General features: G+C 37.8%; 19 protein-coding genes, 2 tRNA genes, 1 other RNA gene and 1 other annotated feature. Of the genes, 8 read left to right on the top strand and 14 right to left on the bottom strand.

Annotated elements, in window-relative coordinates:
- Nucleotides 1-35 precede the first annotated feature (35 nt).
- A complete protein-coding gene (locus OZX60_00265; GenBank protein WEV45233.1) occupies nt 36-1,118 on the top strand; it encodes a hypothetical protein in 1,083 nt (360 codons plus the stop codon).
- A gap of 77 nt (nt 1,119-1,195) precedes the next feature.
- Here the strand turns inward: OZX60_00265 and OZX60_00260 are convergent, their stop codons facing one another.
- The 4 genes from OZX60_00260 to OZX60_00245 form a co-directional block, all read right to left on the bottom strand.
- Nucleotides 1,196-1,654, bottom strand: coding sequence for an HIT family protein (locus OZX60_00260; GenBank protein ID WEV45232.1), 459 nt, complete (start codon nt 1,652-1,654; stop codon nt 1,196-1,198).
- A 155-nt stretch (nt 1,655-1,809) separates the two neighbouring features.
- Nucleotides 1,810-2,202, bottom strand: coding sequence for a 30S ribosomal protein S9 (rpsI, locus tag OZX60_00255; protein ID WEV45231.1), 393 nt, complete (start codon nt 2,200-2,202; stop codon nt 1,810-1,812).
- 13 nt (nt 2,203-2,215) lie between these two features.
- Entirely contained in the window at nt 2,216-2,662 is a 447-nt protein-coding gene (gene rplM / locus OZX60_00250) for a 50S ribosomal protein L13 (GenBank protein WEV45230.1), read from the bottom strand.
- Nucleotides 2,663-2,858: 196 nt separating this feature from the next.
- Nucleotides 2,859-4,148 (bottom strand): adenylosuccinate synthase, encoded by a 1,290-nt coding sequence (locus tag OZX60_00245; protein ID WEV45229.1) that lies wholly within the window; start codon nt 4,146-4,148, stop codon nt 2,859-2,861.
- A gap of 165 nt (nt 4,149-4,313) precedes the next feature.
- Between OZX60_00245 and hslO the strand changes: the two genes are divergently transcribed.
- Nucleotides 4,314-5,189, top strand: a complete 876-nt coding sequence (gene hslO, locus OZX60_00240) for an Hsp33 family molecular chaperone HslO (protein ID WEV45228.1) — start codon at nt 4,314-4,316, stop codon at nt 5,187-5,189.
- Complete coding sequence (dusB, locus tag OZX60_00235) at nt 5,176-6,174, top strand: tRNA dihydrouridine synthase DusB (protein WEV45227.1); 999 nt, start codon at nt 5,176-5,178, stop codon at nt 6,172-6,174. Before hslO ends, dusB begins: the two co-directional genes overlap by 14 nt.
- 28 nt (nt 6,175-6,202) lie before the next feature.
- Here the strand turns inward: dusB and cls are convergent, their stop codons facing one another.
- The 6 genes from cls to ssrS all read right to left on the bottom strand — a co-directional run bounded on the left by cls (nt 6,203) and on the right by ssrS (nt 10,344).
- On the bottom strand, nt 6,203-7,654 hold the full coding sequence (cls, locus tag OZX60_00230) for a cardiolipin synthase (protein ID WEV45226.1): 1,452 nt from the start codon (nt 7,652-7,654) through the stop codon (nt 6,203-6,205).
- A 119-nt stretch (nt 7,655-7,773) separates the two neighbouring features.
- Nucleotides 7,774-7,977 (bottom strand): hypothetical protein, encoded by a 204-nt coding sequence (locus OZX60_00225; protein ID WEV45225.1) that lies wholly within the window; start codon nt 7,975-7,977, stop codon nt 7,774-7,776.
- A 123-nt stretch (nt 7,978-8,100) separates the two neighbouring features.
- Entirely contained in the window at nt 8,101-8,712 is a 612-nt protein-coding gene (locus OZX60_00220; protein WEV45224.1) for an ATP-binding cassette domain-containing protein, read from the bottom strand.
- Nucleotides 8,709-9,839, bottom strand: a complete 1,131-nt coding sequence (locus OZX60_00215) for an ABC transporter permease (GenBank protein WEV45223.1) — start codon at nt 9,837-9,839, stop codon at nt 8,709-8,711. Before OZX60_00215 ends, OZX60_00220 begins: the two co-directional genes overlap by 4 nt.
- A gap of 171 nt (nt 9,840-10,010) precedes the next feature.
- Nucleotides 10,011-10,083 (bottom strand) — tRNA-Lys (locus tag OZX60_00210).
- 71 nt (nt 10,084-10,154) lie between these two features.
- Nucleotides 10,155-10,344, bottom strand: a non-coding RNA gene (gene ssrS / locus OZX60_00205) — 6S RNA.
- 212 nt (nt 10,345-10,556) lie between these two features.
- Between ssrS and OZX60_00200 the strand changes: the two genes are divergently transcribed.
- From OZX60_00200 to OZX60_00180, 5 genes are all read left to right on the top strand, one after another.
- Nucleotides 10,557-10,628, top strand: a tRNA-Glu gene (locus tag OZX60_00200).
- A 139-nt stretch (nt 10,629-10,767) separates the two neighbouring features.
- On the top strand, nt 10,768-11,943 hold the full coding sequence (locus tag OZX60_00195; GenBank protein ID WEV45222.1) for a pyridoxal phosphate-dependent aminotransferase: 1,176 nt from the start codon (nt 10,768-10,770) through the stop codon (nt 11,941-11,943).
- Between the two features lie 23 nt (nt 11,944-11,966).
- On the top strand, nt 11,967-12,725 hold the full coding sequence (gene recO, locus OZX60_00190; GenBank protein WEV45221.1) for a DNA repair protein RecO: 759 nt from the start codon (nt 11,967-11,969) through the stop codon (nt 12,723-12,725).
- Between the two features lie 158 nt (nt 12,726-12,883).
- The gene (locus OZX60_00185) at nt 12,884-13,504 is read left to right on the top strand and encodes a helix-turn-helix transcriptional regulator (protein ID WEV45220.1); all 621 of its coding nucleotides are present in this window, start codon (nt 12,884-12,886) and stop codon (nt 13,502-13,504) included.
- 394 nt (nt 13,505-13,898) lie between these two features.
- Nucleotides 13,899-14,315 carry a helix-turn-helix transcriptional regulator gene (locus tag OZX60_00180; GenBank protein ID WEV45219.1) on the top strand — a complete coding sequence of 139 codons (417 nt, stop codon included), beginning with the start codon at nt 13,899-13,901 and terminating at the stop codon, nt 14,313-14,315.
- Nucleotides 14,316-14,408: 93 nt separating this feature from the next.
- Here OZX60_00180 and trpS read toward each other — a convergent pair whose 3' ends face one another.
- The 4 genes from trpS to dltC all read right to left on the bottom strand — a co-directional run bounded on the left by trpS (nt 14,409) and on the right by dltC (nt 17,969).
- The gene (gene trpS / locus OZX60_00175; protein WEV45218.1) at nt 14,409-15,431 is read right to left on the bottom strand and encodes a tryptophan--tRNA ligase; all 1,023 of its coding nucleotides are present in this window, start codon (nt 15,429-15,431) and stop codon (nt 14,409-14,411) included.
- 51 nt (nt 15,432-15,482) lie between these two features.
- Nucleotides 15,483-15,702: a binding site (T-box leader), on the bottom strand.
- A gap of 26 nt (nt 15,703-15,728) precedes the next feature.
- On the bottom strand, nt 15,729-16,436 hold the full coding sequence (locus tag OZX60_00170) for an alpha/beta hydrolase (protein ID WEV45217.1): 708 nt from the start codon (nt 16,434-16,436) through the stop codon (nt 15,729-15,731).
- A 22-nt stretch (nt 16,437-16,458) separates the two neighbouring features.
- Nucleotides 16,459-17,733, bottom strand: coding sequence for a D-alanyl-lipoteichoic acid biosynthesis protein DltD (gene dltD, locus OZX60_00165; GenBank protein ID WEV45216.1), 1,275 nt, complete (start codon nt 17,731-17,733; stop codon nt 16,459-16,461).
- The gene (dltC, locus tag OZX60_00160; GenBank protein WEV45215.1) at nt 17,730-17,969 is read right to left on the bottom strand and encodes a D-alanine--poly(phosphoribitol) ligase subunit DltC; all 240 of its coding nucleotides are present in this window, start codon (nt 17,967-17,969) and stop codon (nt 17,730-17,732) included. The genes dltD and dltC overlap by 4 nt, the downstream gene beginning before the upstream one ends.

Raw genomic sequence — 17,969 nt, 5'->3', positions numbered from 1 at the left:
TAAAAATAATAACAAATTTTATTTGAAGGAAATTTATGAAAAAACGAAATCCGTATTTACTGTTACTACTAATACTTTCAATCCTCACAGCCTGTTCCAAAGGGAAAAACGTCCAAATTGAAAGCTCATCAAGTATATCTAGCAGCAGTGAAGTTGTTAGCAACAATATAGTAAGTACAGATAGTACAAGTTCTAGCGATGATCCACAAAAAGAAATTACTGATAAATTTGATATTCTACCTGTTACCGTGCGAATGATACTTTTCGCTAATACTGTGAGTTCTAGCATTAAAAATAATCCAGGTATTGATGGATATACACTAACTTATGCTATTGACGGCCAAAATGTTTACATCAATTTAACAAATCAGTCTGATAGTTTTTTAGGAATGACTATTTACAAGTTATACATGGATGATAATGGGATAACTCCAGTTGATGGAGTCAATAAAAATCAATACCAAAATCAAGTAACCATACAAGATGTAGATGTTACTAGGCATCTTTTTACCAAGGAGGAAATGTTAGATGATTATTACACCGACCAAGTAAGCTATGACAATGCTGCTGGTCATGTAGTCCAGGATATGAGTGGGGCTCTTAAAAAACAGTTTGAAGAGATGATTTCACCTAACTCATTAGGAAAACAGGCTGAAAGTATACCCCTGATTACTGGAGAAGAGGCCAATAGGGCATTTGATGCCCTGCCTGTTGAAACTAGGATGCTTCTATTTGCAAATACCGTTGATTCCAGAGTGAAAAATTATAAAGGAATGATGGGACTTGGAATGGTATATGTAGTGGATGCCAGCAATAATGTCTTTTTCCGAATTTCAAGTGGGGCTGGATCTGGACATCCTTATTTTCAACTTGCTATGGATGATAGAGGTGTGACACCTGTGCTTGGTGTAGTAAATCAGAGTGCACAAAGTGGATATTCCTTCCTCGATGTAACCAAGCATCTTTTTACTAAAGAAGAGCTTCTTCGTGATTATATGACAGACAAGGAAAATTATGACACAGGATCTAAAAGGGTTCAAAGAGACACTAGTGGAACCTTTATTAATGCTTGCCAAAATGCCATTGATTACGCCAGGAAAAATTCTGGGAATAACTAAATAACTTAAAACCCCATCATTAGTAGTGACGGGGTTTTGGATTGTAAAAATAGATATTTATTAAGACTTTTCCTTCATCAAAAAAGCTTATCCAACTCCTTTGATAATTTATCCTTCAAAGCATTCAACTCTTCACCACTTGGTATATTTGAATCGTCGTACATTTTCTCCATAGGGTACCACCAAACAGGACCTTTTCCCTTATTGCCGTAATTTCCAATATCTCCAGAAATCCTTGGAAAAAGATGCCAATGCAGATGGCTATCTCCATTACCCAGGAGTTCATAGTTCATTTTTTCAGCATCAAAAGCCTTGTAGACAGCTTCACCAACAAGGGACATTTCGTCTAAAAATTTCCTCCTAAATTCAGGATCTAGGTCAAAAAGCTCACTTTTATGGTTCTTGCATAAAAAAATTGTATAGCCCCTAAAATACTGGTTGTCTCCCAAGACGACATACCCCGTCGCAAGTTCCTTTACGAAATAAGGATTACTAGCAGCCTTTATCAGCTCTATCCTGTCACATATCAAACACATATCTTAGTTCTCCATCTTCGAATTTGTATTATTATACCAGAAAAAATATTTATAACTAAATTATTTACTTGATTTATAACAAAAAAACACCCACCAATGGTGGGTGTTTAAACATATATAATTCTGTATCTTCTCGGAGAGAAGAACCAGTAATATTAACGTTTTGAGAATTGTGAAGCTTTACGAGCTTTCTTAAGACCTGGTTTCTTACGTTCAACCATACGAGCGTCACGTGTAAGAAGTCCAGCACGTTTAAGTTCAGCGCGGAAGTCAGGGTCAACTTCAAGAAGAGCGCGTGAGATACCGTGACGGATAGCTCCAGATTGTCCAGCATATCCACCACCGTGAACGTTAACTAAAACATCGTATGCACCAACAGTTTGAGTAACACCAAATGGTTGGTTGATTACTAAACGTAGGTCAGCATGTGGGATGTATTCTTCAACAGGTTTATTGTTTACTGTGATTTTACCAGTACCAGGTACTAAACGTACACGAGCTACTGAGTTTTTACGGCGTCCTGTGCCGAGATATTGTACTTGTGCCAATGTTCAGCCCTCCTTAAATTAAGCCTGTGATATCAAGCACTTCTGGGTTTTGTGCTTGGTGGTTGTGTTCGCTACCTGCAAATACTTTAAGTTTCATACCTTGAGCACGTCCTAAAGTGTTGTGTGGAAGCATACCTTTTACAGAAGTTTCGATTAGGCGAGTTGGTTTGTTATCGCGTAATTCACCTGCTGTAGTTGATTTAAGACCACCTGGGTACATTGAGTGACGGTAGTAGATCTTATCAGTTGCTTTTTTACCAGTAAGTTTGATTTTTTCAGCATTGATAACGATAACGAAATCACCTGTGTCAGTGTGTGGTGTAAATGTTGGTTTGTTTTTTCCGCGTAAGATGCTTGCAACAACTGCTGAAAGGCGTCCTAGAGGTACATCAGTTGCGTCAACAACGTACCATTTGCGCTCAACTTCACCTGGCTTAGCCATGTATGTAGTTTTGTTCATGATATCTCCTATTATTTTCTGTCTTTGTTTACGTGAGTGCCGTTCCTTGCTCTCATTATTTTTCGGTTTCCGGGGCCAAAAAATGGTGGTAAACAATACCGCTTATTATCTTACCCTAATTTCAAAGATCCGTCAAGGGCTTTTACTTGAAAAGAACAAAATAAAAAGGAGAAAGCTCCTTTTTACTTGGAATATTTTATAGGCTCCAAACTGATTCTAAAACATTAGTTTGATCACGGTCTGGTCCTACTGAGAAGGTTGAAATACGAACTTGAACAAGTTCACCAACACGTCTCACATAGTTACGAGCATTTTCTGGTAGTTCGTCAAGAGAACGAACGCCTGTAATGTCCTCATCCCATCCTGGAAGAGTCTCGTAAATAGGTTTACAACGTTGTAAATCTTTAAGGCTTGCTGGATAGTGGTCAATCCTTACACCATCAAGCTCGTAAGCCACACAGATTTTAACTTCTGGTAAACCACTTAAAACGTCAATTGAGTTAAGTGAAAGATTTGTGATTCCAGATACACGGCGTGAGTGACGCATAACAACAGAGTCAAACCATCCCACACGACGCGGACGTCCTGTTGTTGTTCCGTACTCATGACCAACCTCACGGATACGCTCACCAGTCTCATCAAAAAGCTCAGTTGGGAATGGTCCATCTCCTACACGGCTAGTGTATGCTTTACACACTCCGACAACCTTGTTAATTTTTGAAGGACCAACACCTGAACCAATAGTAACACCACCAGCTACAGGATTTGATGAAGTAACAAATGGGTAAGTACCTTGGTCAATATCAAGCATAACCCCTTGGGCTCCTTCAAAAAGAACACGTTTACCACTGTCAAGGGCATCATTTAAAATAACTGATGTATCAGTCACATATTTTTTGATTTGTTGACCATATTCATAGTACTCTTCAAAGATTTCATCAAAATCAAGCGCTTCTGAGTCGTACATCTTTTCAAAAAGACGGTTTTTCTCTTCAAGGTTAGATCTTAAACGCTCCTCAAAGATTTCACGGTCAAGAAGGTCTGCAATACGGATCCCAACACGCGCTGCCTTATCCATATAAGCTGGCCCAATCCCTTTGATTGTTGTACCAATCTTATTATCTCCCTTAGCATCTTCTTGAAGCTGGTCAAGTTTGATGTGGTAAGGTAAGATTACATGAGCACGGTCAGAAATACGTAGATTATCTGTTGTAACATTATTTTCATGTAAATACGCAATCTCTTTAACTAATGATTTTGGATTTACTACCACACCATTTCCGATAACAGAAATTTTTTCTGGGAAAAAGATTCCTGATGGAATTAAATGAAGTTTATATTTAAATCCGTCGATAACAATCGTATGTCCGGCATTGTCTCCACCCTGATAACGTGCGATTACTTCTGCATTTGCACTTAAAAAGTCGGTAATTTTTCCTTTACCTTCATCACCCCACTGGGTACCTACAACAACAACTGATGGCATAATTATCTCCCTAATTTCTACTTAGTTACATTTTATTATATCAAAAAAAGAAGCATCTTTCTTATCATTTTAGTCAAAAAGATTAAATTGATATTGATTTCAGGTAAAAGTATATAAAATGTGTTAGAATACCTTGTAATAATCTTACAAGTAAGGAGATTAATCATGGATAAAATAATTAAAACAATATCAGATAATGGACACTTTCGTGCCTTTATTTTAGACGCTACAGAAACTGTTCAAGTAGCACAAAAAATACATCAGACCTGGCCAACATCAACTGTGGCCCTAGGTCGCACCTTAATTTCAGCCTTAATTCTTGGGGCCAACCAAAAGGGAAAAGATAAGATTACCCTCCGCATCCTGCCTGACAGTGAGGTCGTAGGACCAATTATTGCTGTAGCTGACGCCCATGGTCACGTTAAGGGCTATATGAAAAATACAGAGATTGACTACAAGAAAAATTCAACTGGTGAAGTTATTGTAGGACCAATCCTTGCCCCAGGCTGGTTTGCTGTTGTAAAAGATATGGGTCTTAAAAATCCCTATACTGGACAGGTACCACTTGTAACAGGAGAGATTGGAGAGGATCTGGCCTACTACTTTACTGTTAGTGAGCAAACTCCAAGTGCTGTTGGACTAAATGTTCTTCTTAATGAAGATGGAAGTGTTAAGGTAGCTGGTGGATTCTTACTCCAAGTCATGCCTGATGCAACAGAAGAAGAAATCACGCGCTTTGAAGAGCACGTTCAAAAAATGCCAGCCATTTCAGTTTTACTTGAAGAAGAAGATCCGTTCACTTCAATGCTTTCTGCCATTTACGGAAGTGATGCTTATAAAATTCTTGAAGAAAGTCCTCTAGCTTATAAATGTGACTGCTCACGCGAGCGTTTCGCTGATGGTCTTGCAAGTCTTGGCCGTGCAGAACTTGAAGCTCTGATTGAAGAAGATCACGGGGCTGAGGTTACCTGCCAGTTCTGTAATAAACACTATGAATTCACTGAAAATGATCTAAAGGAGATTATCAATGCAAATGGATAGTAAATACAACTCACCCTGGAAAATAGGAGATGTTGAAATCCCCAACCGGGTTGTTGTAGCCCCAATGGCTGGAATTTCAAACAAGGCCTTCAGGATGACTGCCAAGGAATTCGGTGCTGGTCTTGTCGTTGTTGAAATGATTTCAGATAAGGGTATCCAACACCGTAATAAAAAGACCCTTTCCATGCTTGAAATGGATGAAACAGAACATCCTATCAGCCTGCAAATTTTTGGTGGTGACAAGGAAACCCTTGTTGAGGCTGCAAAATTTGTTGAAGAAAACACGCCAGTTGATATGATTGATATCAATATGGGTTGCCCTGTACCCAAAGTAACAAAGGCTGAAGCCGGTGCCCGCTGGCTCCTTGATCCAAACAAGGTCCATGAAATGGTCTCAGCTGTAACAAGTGCCGTTGATATTCCAGTAACTGTCAAAATGCGTACAGGTTGGGATACTGACCACCTCTATGCTGTAGAAAATGCTCTAGCAGCTGAGGCTGCAGGTGCTTCAGCCCTTGCCATGCACGGAAGAACAAGAGTTCAGATGTATGAAGGACACGCTGACTGGGATATTTTAGCCAAGGTAGCTGACAAATTAACCATTCCTTTCATGGGAAATGGGGACGTTCGTACACCTGAAGATGCTAAAAAAATGATTGATCAAGTTGGTTGTGACGCCGTTATGATTGGTCGTGCTGCCCTAGGTAACCCTTGGATGCTCCACAGGACCAACCACTACCTTAAAACAGGTGAACTTTTAGAAGAGCCATCAGTTGAAGAAAAGATAAATATTGCAAAGCTTCATTTGAGTCGTTTGATTGACCTAAAAGGTGAAGATATCGGTGCCCGCGAGTTCCGCCAACACGCAGCCTATTACCTAAAAGGAGCTCCCCGTGCTGCCAAGGTAAAAGTTGCGATCAACCAGGCTGAAAGTCAAGCTGAAATAAATCAAATCTTTGATGATTACTTACAAGCTATTAAATAAAAAAGAAGTCCTGAGGACTTCTTTTTTTCTAGAGAATGGGACTTAAAAGCCTTGAGAAATTTTGTCTAAATCGCAACCAGAGGGACTGATTTGCAATAATATCATCTGTTAAAAGCTCAGAATTTTTAATGTCATTTTCAAAGGTTTGTGCCATCTGTCTAGCGATATCTTCATCATAGCAAAAGGCACTCATTTCAAAATTAAGCTCATAGCTCCTTATATCTTGATTACTTGTTCCAAAAACTCCCAGCTTATTATCAGTAACCAAGGTCTTAGAATGAATAAATCCATTGGTATAGTTGTAAATTTTTACCCCGTGTTTATGGAGGAAGTTGGCATAGTACTGAGTCGCCCTAAAAATAAAGGGATGGTCTGGCATATCAGGAATCATAATTCTTACATCGACCCCTGATTTTGCTGCTGAAACTAGGGCTGTAATCATCGGTTCGTCTGGTATCAAATAAGGAGATTGAATCCAGATATAATCTTCTGCATCCATAATCATTTTAATAAATCCTGTCCTCAAGACCTTGCTTGGATTCTCTGGTCCATTTGATACAATCTGAACATCAACATCACCTGTTCCCTCTTTTGGAACTATAAAGTACTCATCAAGTCTTTTAAGCTTATCCTCAGTCTTTTTAACCGATACATTCCAGTCGCGGATGAAGGTTTCCTGAAGGCCAAAAGCACCTGTCCCTGTAATTCGTCCGTGGGTATCCCGCCAAAAACCAAATTTTTTGCTTCCATAGATGTACTGGTCACCCACATTAAAGCCACCTGTCCACCCAATTTGACCATCAACAACCACTATTTTTCGGTGGAGGTGGTAGTTAAGTCTGGTATTTCTAAGAACATCACGGGCTGTAATAAAGGGAATTACCTTGCCTCCTGCTTCTTCAAGGGGTTTAAAGAAACTTCTTCTTGTATGCCCTCCCCATGGGTCATAAATCACCCGGACCTCAACACCTTCTCTTGCTTTGGTAATTAGATGGTCCCTAAAGATTGTTCCGATTTTATCGGGGAAAAAGGCATAATATTCGACATGAACGCTACTTTTAGCACGGCTTATATCTTCAAAAAGGGCCTTAAACTTAGACTCACCGTCCAAAAAGAATTTGACATCATTTCCCCGGCATAGAGGTGTTCTTTCAACATTACTAAAATAACGCTTGAGTTGACGTTCCTGGGGATTCATCTCCTTTTTCTTGAACTTACTGTTATTTTCTGCGATTTTACTTGCAATGTGACTTAAATCTTCCTTATTTTCTTCTTCAAAGCGGCGGACTGTTGTTTTATCAATCCCACGGCCTAGAAAAAGGTAGGTGAAAAATCCAATACCTGGTAAAAAGACCAGGACCATGAGCCAGGCGAAAATACTTGCGATTGATCTAGGCTTTCTAAAGATTGTAATAATTGCAAGAATTGAATTAATGGTAATCAGTGCCGTTATAATGCTTAAAAATGTCGAAAATGACATATCATCCCCCCTTTTAAAATAATTTCATAAACTCTTCTTTTTATTATAACAGATTCCCTGGAATTAAAGACGAGTGAGCCTTGAAAGTATTTTGCCACAAAAAAAGAGGGACAGCCCTCTTATTTTTTACCTTCTTCTTGATCCTTTTGATCTTCTTTAGCACGTCTTACCACTTCACGCTCTTCATGTTTTTCTTTTTTACGAGCAGTTTCTTCAGCCACATGCTTGCGATTTATATCAATTGTAGTTTCTTCATGTCTTTTTTCCTTAGCACGGTCAAAAGATTCACGGTTTTCTTTTAGTCCATCACGTAATGTTTCCATGGTAGAGCCTCCACTAAATTATTTTTAATATAATTGAAGTGTATTACTAAATCAGAAAACTGTCAAAAATAAGGTGCTAATTTTAAAGATTGACATTTATTTATAGTTTTTAAAATAAAATATCTAAGATAAAATAGCCTCGCGCGCTTGCTCTAAAGATGAGATCTCATCGAGGGAACTTCTGCCCAGTAAATAGACCTCATCACAGATATCAAAAACCTCCGATAGATTGTGGGAAGTAAAAAGAATTAATTTTTCCTGGCTGCATCTTTTTACTAGTCTATAGGCTGTAAGACGTTTGAATTCATCGAGACCATCAAGCAACTCGTCTAAAATTATACATTCACTTTCGAGTGACAAGATGTAGGTAAGGGCAAATAATTCCTTCATCCCTAAAGAATACTTGGATATTTTTTGCTTAAAAAAATCTGCCCCTCCTAAAAAGGATAAATTCTCTTTAAATCTTATTTTTTCACTTTTTCCCAAAAGATTTATATATGCTTCAGCCGGCAAGTATTTATCAAAAATATCAAGAGTCGGTATATAAGATACCTTCCCGACCTCTACTTGTCCCTTGTACCCTTTAACTTCACCATTTATTAAAGTGAATAGACTACTCTTACCGACACCATTAGGACCAATTATCCCGTACAGACCTGGATCCTTAAAATCAAAACTTAGATTCTTGAAAATATCAGTTTCCAAATCCTTAACCCTTAATCCATTTATAATCATCTGAGCCTCCTGTAGTAATAATTCTTATATAAATAGGCTGTTAGGGCTACAAAAATCAAACTTAACCCTCCTAAATACAGACTTGCAACTAATAATGGATTTTGAGGTAGAAAATCTAAATCTCTAAAAATTTGCCCATAACTTAGATATTCAATGGGTAGAAATTTTTTAAAGGGTTGGAACCACGCCTCCCCTTCAAAAGTCATAAATGCCGTTAAAAATACTACTATCAGGCCAACAACAAGTAAACTTTTTTTGAAAAGAAGAGATAAGAGTTGTCCCAAGCTTGCAAGAAATATCAAAGCAAAAATGAAAACAAACAGAGTATTTAAGGCAATTTTCCAAATGGGAAAAATAGTTCCATCAGCTAAAAGATAAGGATACTTCCATGTTCCGAAATCATTAGTTATCCCACTGGCTACATAAATGATAAGAAAATCTAGGCAAACAACAGTAAAGGTAACCAAAATAGGTACAAGTAACTTTATCAAAAGATCTTTAGTCTTTCTTCCCCCTAATAACTGATAAAATCTAATTTGAGAACTTTCAATCTCACCACTTAAGGTATCTGTCACTAAAACTGTAGCCAAAACCAAAATAGCCGTTGATGACAGCCAGGCCATCATTAACCTACCAGTTGTAAAAGCTGCTTCCTGGCTATCATTTATAACTGGACTAGCCGTACCGCCCACTTTTTTAATGGCTTCCCGGTAATTAATATTGGAAGCTAGATACCTGTATTCTTGGGAATCTTTCGAAGAAATTAAACTAAGATTTTTCCGGTCAAGTTGGTCCTGAAGATTTACATATTGCTCAGAATCTCCAGCTTCTAGGGCTGATACCTGCTTGGTAAGTAGCTCCTGATCTTCCTCAGCCTCTTTCAATTGCTCTAACAATTTACCATCAGACTCGTTAATTACTAAATCTTTTTTCAAACTTTCAACAGCAAGCTGAGTTTGGCTTAAGTTGGATCTAATCATGGCTAAATCAGCCTCAGAAGATTTTTGAGCGAAAAGAGATTGATTCAAGAAGAACAGACCGAATAAAATAAGAGAAAGAATAAGTAGGCAAATCCTATTTTTAGGATTTGTAGTAAATTTCTTAAGTTCGAAATAAAAAATGTTCATGAAATCTTCCTATAAGTAAATATAATTTAAATAAATAACTGCTACAGGCTTAATAGTAGGCTCAGTCTATCAAAATAAATATAATCATGTCAAAAATTTACTGAAAATTCCTAAAATATTTCGAAAACAAAATAAAAAACCCCGGTTACCCGAGATTAACTGCTTTTATGATGCCCCCTGCAGGATTCGAACCTGCGACCCATGGATTAAGAGTCCACTGCTCTACCAACTGAGCTAAGGAGGCTTAATAAGTATTTAATTTACTATGCCATTATAGCACTTGAAATATAAATTTCAAGAATTTTTTACAAAAAATAAGGCACTGATTGAATGCCGGATACTAACCCGTGTATTGAACCCGCCTAATAGACAAGGTGGGCTTCTTGCTCTTACTAAAGTTGCTCCCGGATGTACGGTTTGCATACTGTAAGATGTCATCGAATCCCTAAGCAATACGATTTAGTCGGTCAAAAAAGATGAGTTAGTTCGTACATTCCAGTACCTCTTCCATGCTTATATACTATCACTAAAAGGATATTTTTTCAAGAATTTGACCATCCTATCTAAATTTTTATAATTCTAAAACAGACAGCTCTCCTCCATTATAAACCTTTTTTAAAAAAAATAAAAAAATTTTAAAAAAAGACTTTACAAAGTTCAGAAATATTGTATAATAAGAAAGTACCGTTGAGGAAAACGAAACGGTAGCAAAGATCTGGTCCGTTGGTCAAGGGGTTAAGACACCGCCTTTTCACGGCGGTAACACGGGTTCGAATCCCGTACGGACTATCTTATAAACACCAACTGTGGTTGGTGTTTTTTTGTACCTATTTTACATCCATAGTACAAATATAAAATTAAAGCGAACAATTGTTGAATTTTTCTGAAAATACTGATAAAATTTCTCTAAAATAATTAAGGAGTTTTTATGGATTTAAGTAATCGTTTCAATCAAAATTTAGACAAAATTGCCGTTTCTGAAATCAGACAATTCGATCAAGAAGTATCAAAAATCCCAGGAATTATAAAATTAACCCTAGGAGAACCTGATTTCAATACTCCAGATGACGTTAAAGCGCAGGCTATCAGGGCCATTGAAGACAACCACAGCCACTATACTGGTATGAGTGGTCTTCTTGAACTGCGCCAAGCCGTCTCTGCCTTTATGAAGGAAAAATACAACTTAAACTATTCTGCAGAAGATGAAATCTTGGTTACCGTAGGTGCTACTGAGGCTCTTTCTGCCAGTCTATTATCAATTCTAGTCGCAGGTGACAAGGTTCTCATACCCGCTCCTAACTACCCTGGCTATGAGCCAATCATCACCTTAGCTGGTGGCCAAGTTATACCCATTGATACAAGACCTCAAAATTTTGTTCTAACCCCTCAAGTTCTTGAACAGGCCCTTGATGATAACAAGGGTGAGGTTAAAGCAATTATTTTAAACTATCCATCAAATCCAACAGGTATGACCTATTCAAGGGAGCAAATTAAAGAATTTGCAGACGTCCTTAAAAAACATGAAGTCTTTGTTATTAGTGATGAAATTTATTCAGAACTTAACTATACAGGAGAAGATCACGTATCAATTGGTGAATTTTTACCTGATCAAACAATTGTAATTAATGGACTTTCAAAATCTCACGCCATGACAGGCTGGAGGATTGGTTTTATTCTGGCCCAAAGAAATCTTACAAAAGAGCTTGTTAAGACCCACCAATATCTTGTAACTGCTGCCACCACAAATGCCCAGTATGCAGCAATCGAAGCCTTAACCGGTGGAAAAAATGATGCTAAGCCTATGATGGACCAGTATATTAAAAGACGGGATTATATCATGGATAAGATGCAAGAGATGGACTTTGAAATTATTAAACCAGATGGTGCCTTCTACATCTTTGCAAAGATTCCCGCAGCTTTTGAGCAGAATTCTTTTAAATTTCTAATTGATTTTGCCCAAAAAAAACAAGTAGCCTTTATTCCAGGAAGTGCCTTTGGTGAACTTGGTGAAGGATACATCCGCATCAGCTATGCTGCTAGTATGGAAGCCATAGAAACAGCTATGACAAGGCTTGAGGAATATATTAAGGAAGCAAACAAGTAACAATCAAATTAAGGTAGGTTAACATGAAAGAGGATCGGTGTCAGGCTTTAGTTTTATATACTAGAAACTACCGGGAAAAGGATAAACTAGCTAAAATATTTACTGCTGACTTTGGTAAAAGGATGTTTTTTATTAAAAATGCTCCAAGATCGAGGATCAATAGTGCCCTTCAACCCGCCTGTGAATCTGAAATGATCTTACAAATTAATAATAATGGTTTCTCCTTTATTAAGGATCTCAGTCATCCTAATTTCCATAAAAAAATAGCTGAGGATATCTTTTTAAATGCCCATGTAACCTATATGATGGCCCTAGCCGATGCAGCACTTCCTGACAATCAAATTGACAAACCGCTTTACAAGTTTTTAAGCAAAAGCATTGATTTGATTGAAGAGGAATTTGACCCAGAAATCATTACTAATATCTTTGAAATCCAGCTTATGCCGCACTTTGGAATCGAGCTTAACTTTTCAGAATGTGTTTTCTGCCACCGGAAGGACCTTCCCCTTGATTTTTCTTTTAAATACAGTGGAGCCCTTTGTCCCAACCATTTTTTTGAAGATGAGAGGCGGAGTCATTTAGATCCTAATGTTTTATATTTTGTAAACATCTTTACAAGGGTTGACCTTGATAAACTAGAAGGAATTAGCTTTAAACCTGAACTTAAAAGGAAGATTCGTGATTTTGTAAATGAACTTTATGATGATTATATAGGGCTTCACCTAAAATCTAAAAAATTTCTTGATGAAATGGACAAGTGGTTCGATATTATGAAGGATTAAAGACTAGCTTTACAGGAGTGTAAAGCTAGTTTTTTTACTGTATTGTAACTAGATTGTAGCTGGCGGCAAACTGTCAGCCTATTGGCATGCAAGTGTCCTGTTATTTATGGTTTAAAAATTATACAATTATGTCATCAAAGTTAAGGAGAATTTATAATTTGAAAAACAAAACAATTATTGCTCAATTAAGAAGAGCGCAGGGGTTAACCCAGGAAGGGCTTGCTGAAAAAAGTGGTCTTAGTATCAGGACCATTCAACGTTTAGAGGGCGGAGATGATACAAGTATTGAAACCCTAAAATCTGTAGCTAATGCTTTAAATGTTGAAATTATCGACTTATTTGAACACATTGAAAATGGGGATAAAAATCAAGAACTTGAAGAATACTCTCAAAACTTTTCCAAACAGATGATTCAAAGGGAGGGTGAAGATAAGCTTTTTGACATCCTAAAATTACTTTTATTCATAATTATGATTGGACTTGGGGGCTGCCTAGCCTTTATAAAAAATGATTTTCTTTTAGTCCCAACATCCCTTCTTTGGCTCTTTGCCTTCCTAGCCATGCATCCATTTATAAAGTACATCAAATTAAGCTGGTGGCAACCACGATTAGATAGAAAATATCCACTAACTAAGGGACACGACAAGGGAAGTAAACCGGCTAAAAATGACAAGTTTCTCTGGTGGAAGGATGATATCGCCCGTCCAGTTATGATCATCTTCTGGGGTATAATTATCCCCTTACTTGGATATTTAAATTATGGACTACATCTTTTTTAAAGGATTATAAATTTAAATAGGGATAAAGGATGTAAACATAAGCTCCTTCATCCCTATTTTATAAGCATTCTTCCTGTAAACTAACTGTCAAGATAGCGTTTTTGAAGCCAATAGCATACCATGGATAGAACAAAGCAGCTGAGGCCCAGTAAAAATCTATCATAGTGAAGAAAGACAAACATGAGAATGACAAAGATTAATTGGCCTCCTAAGAGAACTGTCTTTGACAGCCGACGATTGATCCTTAAAAATTCTTCCAGGCTATTTTTCAATAATTTTTTCCTTTCCATCTTCTTCTCCTTTTTACTTTTTTAAACTACAATGCTATTATGAACTAAAAGAATCAGCCTGTCTGTCAAAATCAGTTGGCAAATACTTTACATAAGGAGATTAGATGAAAGAGAAACTAAGAGACTTGCGGAAGAAGTCTGCCTTGACCCAGGAGGATCTAGCCCAAGAAATCCACGTATCCAGACAGACCATTTCTAGTTGGGAAACAGGGAAAAGTCTACCTGATCTGGAAAACATTCAGCTGCTGGCAGACTATTACGAAATATCTCCTCAAGTATTTTTAGGTGATACAAACTCTCCCCAGCATAAAATAAATACAGACCTGGAGAAATTCTTTTTCTTTCTTATTCTAGTGGCTTGCTGTATTCCAGTGACCAGTTTTATCATTGTTTTCCTTCTTTTAGAATCCAAGAAAAAGATCTCAGCCAAATTCTATAAACCCCTACTGGGATTTTTCATCCTTATGGCGGTTATTAATCTTATCGCGTTTTTCGTCCTTGACCTTTTTATCCTTAGATGAAGATTATGTAAACAAAGGGCTATAAATACTATAACTCCGGGTATTACGACTGTAATCAGTGTAAAGAAAAAGAGCCATCTGGCTCTTTTTTGTCTATTTAAAATAGTTGATACCCATGGCATCTTTGACCTCATCAAGAGTATTTGCGGCAACGGCACGGGCCTTATCACTTCCATCCTTAAGCATTTGATAAACTGCTCCCATGTCTTTTGCATATTCCAGACGACGCTCACGGATTGGTGAAAGCTCACGGTCTAGGATTTCTAGCAGATAACGCTTGGTCTTAACGTCTCCAAGACCTCCTGCTGCATAGTGGGCCTTCATCTCAGCAATTGTTTGGGCATCCTCTGGGCGACCAAAAACATCCAGATAGTGGAAGACCATGTTTCCTTCAACTTGACCTGGATCTTCGACCCTGATGTGATTAGGGTCAGTGTACATACTCATAACCTTCTTAGTCAAAGTATCCATGTCGTCAGATAGATAAATTCCGTTATTTAAGGACTTAGACATTTTAGCATTTCCGTCTAGTCCAGGAAGACGCCCTGCTTCGGCACGTTCTGGGTAAATTCCCTCTGGTTCTACCAGAACATCTGTATCATAGGCATTATTAAAGGCACGAACCAGCTCACGGGTTTGCTCAATCATTGGCTTTTGATCATTTCCGACTGGTACCAAATTGGCCTTGAAGGCTGTGATATCAGCAGCTTGAGATACTGGGTAGACTAAAAATCCTGCCGGGATGCTTTCCCCAAAACCTTTTTGGGCAATCTCAGTCTTAACTGTTGGATTGCGTTCAAGGCGGGCAAGACTTACCAGATTCATGTAGTACATTGAAAGTTCTGCAAGTTCTGGAATCTGGCTTTGGATGAAGATGGTTGACTTATTTGGATCAAGTCCTGCTGCCAGATAATCAAGAGCCACTTCTCCGACACTTTCAATGATCTTTTGCGGTTCCTTGGCATGGTCTGTTAGGGCCTGTTGGTCAGCCAGAAAAACAAAGAGGTCATATTTTCCTTGCTCCTGCAAGAGCACACGGTTTTTAAGAGAACCCACATAGTGTCCAATATGAAGTTTTCCAGTAGGTCTATCACCTGTTAAGATAATTTCTTTCATTTTTTCTCCTTTATATTTCCAATAGAAAAACCCACAGACTAATATCCATAGTCTGCGGGCGTATGTAACGCGGTACCACCACAATTTAGGCAGCAATCTGCCTATCTGATCGTCATAAAACGACTACCTGCTACCGGGGGTGACCGTGATTTTTATTTTTTCAAATCAAATGTATTAGGGCCCATTCGCAATTTTCCTGGCATTGGCTTGCACTTCCCGCCAACTCCCTGAAACCATTTCAAAAGCTACTCTTCCCTGTCAAAATTATATATTTAATTTAGATTGTCGTCAACAAAATTAAATTCTTAAGATCTTTGCCAAAAGATTTACCGTATCCTGATTGTGAGGCAAGATAGAATGATGACTCTTAAAGCCTGACACAGTCAGTTGGGTAAAATTTGCTACCCTCTTATGGAAGACGTCCCTAGCTGAATAAGCACTGTGGGGCGTCACGAAGCCGTCATCAAGACCTATAATTGTATAGACATCCATATCTCTAGGCAACTTCTTTCTATTAGCTATCAAATCTGACAGCATGGCTGACTTCCGCCCCCTCCTATTTCTTAAGTTAAAGGGGCTACCAATCGTTACCAAATTATTAATTTTTTTCTTATATTTTTTAAAATATTTTTCCAGGAAAATAGTCCAATTAAGTCCCCCATTAGAATGACCAATGGCGTTAAATTCCTGAAAATCATACTTACTTAAAAGATAGGCAAAGGCTGAATCTAAAAGTTCAGCCTGTTTTTGTATATTTTTATGCCCGTCCCGGTTGTCATCAAAGGAAATCACGACATAACCTTGGTAAATTCCCCTTGTACTGATAACTTGGTCTGCATTTATCCTTAATTTCAAAACTTTTTTTGGATTAATTCCAAGCATTTTGAAGGTTAAATCAAAACGGTTTTTCCCAGCGCTACTTCCCGGAATAAAAATCGCAGGGCAGGTCAAAGGAGATTTATCTTTTGTTTTTTTATCTGAAAACATCTTTTTCAACAAACGCATCTAAACCTCCACCTGTCCTTTACTAGTTATCCTGAAAATTTGTAATGTCCGCTGGATCCATCGAAGCCCAATTCTTAGAAAGGAATTCTGTATTGTTGATATCATAGGTTGATTTTTCAACATTACCTGTTAAAAATGGATTGATGTAAGTGTCAAGATCAAGCCAACCACGCCAACCGATGTGGATTGTGTCCTGCATATAGTACTCATTTACACCAGCATGAGATAAGTCAGCAATATGATTAAATCCTTGTGATTCAAGTTGGTACTTAATTTTCTTAACTGATGCCTGATACATTTCAGGACGAAGACCTGTGTAATCAATCCACTTTTGGTTAATAGGAGGGATTACAAAGAGGACTTCAATATTATTTTTAGCAAACTCATTTAGCACCAACTGGAAGTCATTGTACTCAATTGATTTTGTATAATCAAAATTAGCCTGGGTACCTTTAAGTTTACCAATACTTTCTCTCAAGCGTTCATTGTAAAAACTATTCTTGATTCCAAAATTATTATTTGTTGTGTTAGCCTTGGCTTCTTTGATAGCTAATTGGTCTAAGGTTGCATAATCATAGGTATCAGGAAGATCAGCCTCTCTTGGAAGAATTTTCTTATCGTAATTATCAGTCATATCAAAGTGAGAGAATAGTAAATCCTCATTTGATAAAAGATTTTGTTCAAAGACTGTCTTCTTCTTCTGAAGTTCAGACAGCGGATTTCCGTCAGCTACCTGCTTAAAGAGACGATCGTTTTGAACACCCATTTCAAGGTACCTGTTAGCCGCATAGATATCTTCTGGTGAATCTGTTGCATTATTTAAGAATGATATCCCCTGAAGTTTTGAATAGAAGGTCTGAAAGGCCGCCTTACTCTGACTTTTAGGATCAAACCATTGAGGGCTAATACTAAAGACAACCTTCTTACCGGCTAAATCCTTAATTATTGGTTGCATAGCAGAATACTGGGCAAAAGATTGGGTTCCCATATATCCTAGAAGGAAGGGAGTATAATCCCTTTTATACTTGTCAGCTAAAACTGAGGGGTGGAAGGAATCAAAACGAGTTAATTCACTTGAACCCATGAAAGGAACATAATTTTTTTCCTCGTCCGTAAAGGCTGCATGCTTGTGGGCCCGCCCCTTAAAAATACGTGTTTCAAGGGATGATGCCGCACGTGTTAAAATCTTCTCAGAAAATCCACCGTCAGAGTTAGTAAAAACAAGTAAACCAAATAAAAGACCTGCAGCAACCAATAAGGGACCAAAAATCCACCACAGGCGTTTTATTAGTCTCATCCAAGCATCTCCGTAACTTTTGCGATAACCTTGTTAGGTGTATCCCACTCTTCACGAACAAATCCAAGTACAGGGATTGTTACACCAAATTCATCTTGAATGCTCATAAGCACTTCGATTGTTGCCATTGAGTCAAGTAAACCGTTGTCGTAGAAATTTTCATCCATCATTGAAGTTACATCTTCTCCAGAAACCTCAGTCATGATTTCAATAATTCCATCTCTTACGTTTTCCAT

The sequence above is a fragment of the Streptococcaceae bacterium ESL0687 genome (genome assembly GCA_029392475.1).
In the GTDB taxonomy this organism is placed as follows: domain Bacteria; phylum Bacillota; class Bacilli; order Lactobacillales; family Streptococcaceae; genus Floricoccus.
This window is presented reverse-complemented; position numbering and strand designations above follow the sequence as displayed.

Coding starts and splice junctions, on each gene's coding strand:
- cls (WEV45226.1), bottom strand. CDS start 7,654: ATGTCATTTTCGACATTTTTAAGCATTATAACGGCACTGATTACCATT.
- dusB (WEV45227.1), top strand. CDS start 5,176: ATGCAAATGGATAGTAAATACAACTCACCCTGGAAAATAGGAGATGTT.
- dltC (WEV45215.1), bottom strand. CDS start 17,969: ATGGAAAACGTAAGAGATGGAATTATTGAAATCATGACTGAGGTTTCT.
- recO (WEV45221.1), top strand. CDS start 11,967: ATGAAAGAGGATCGGTGTCAGGCTTTAGTTTTATATACTAGAAACTAC.
- OZX60_00220 (WEV45224.1), bottom strand. CDS start 8,712: ATGATTATAAATGGATTAAGGGTTAAGGATTTGGAAACTGATATTTTC.
- OZX60_00170 (WEV45217.1), bottom strand. CDS start 16,436: ATGCGTTTGTTGAAAAAGATGTTTTCAGATAAAAAAACAAAAGATAAA.
- OZX60_00215 (WEV45223.1), bottom strand. CDS start 9,839: ATGAACATTTTTTATTTCGAACTTAAGAAATTTACTACAAATCCTAAA.
- OZX60_00225 (WEV45225.1), bottom strand. CDS start 7,977: ATGGAAACATTACGTGATGGACTAAAAGAAAACCGTGAATCTTTTGAC.
- OZX60_00195 (WEV45222.1), top strand. CDS start 10,768: ATGGATTTAAGTAATCGTTTCAATCAAAATTTAGACAAAATTGCCGTT.
- dltD (WEV45216.1), bottom strand. CDS start 17,733: ATGAGACTAATAAAACGCCTGTGGTGGATTTTTGGTCCCTTATTGGTT.
- trpS (WEV45218.1), bottom strand. CDS start 15,431: ATGAAAGAAATTATCTTAACAGGTGATAGACCTACTGGAAAACTTCAT.
- hslO (WEV45228.1), top strand. CDS start 4,314: ATGGATAAAATAATTAAAACAATATCAGATAATGGACACTTTCGTGCC.
- OZX60_00260 (WEV45232.1), bottom strand. CDS start 1,654: ATGTGTTTGATATGTGACAGGATAGAGCTGATAAAGGCTGCTAGTAAT.
- rplM (WEV45230.1), bottom strand. CDS start 2,662: ATGAACAAAACTACATACATGGCTAAGCCAGGTGAAGTTGAGCGCAAA.
- OZX60_00265 (WEV45233.1), top strand. CDS start 36: ATGAAAAAACGAAATCCGTATTTACTGTTACTACTAATACTTTCAATC.
- OZX60_00245 (WEV45229.1), bottom strand. CDS start 4,148: ATGCCATCAGTTGTTGTTGTAGGTACCCAGTGGGGTGATGAAGGTAAA.
- OZX60_00180 (WEV45219.1), top strand. CDS start 13,899: ATGAAAGAGAAACTAAGAGACTTGCGGAAGAAGTCTGCCTTGACCCAG.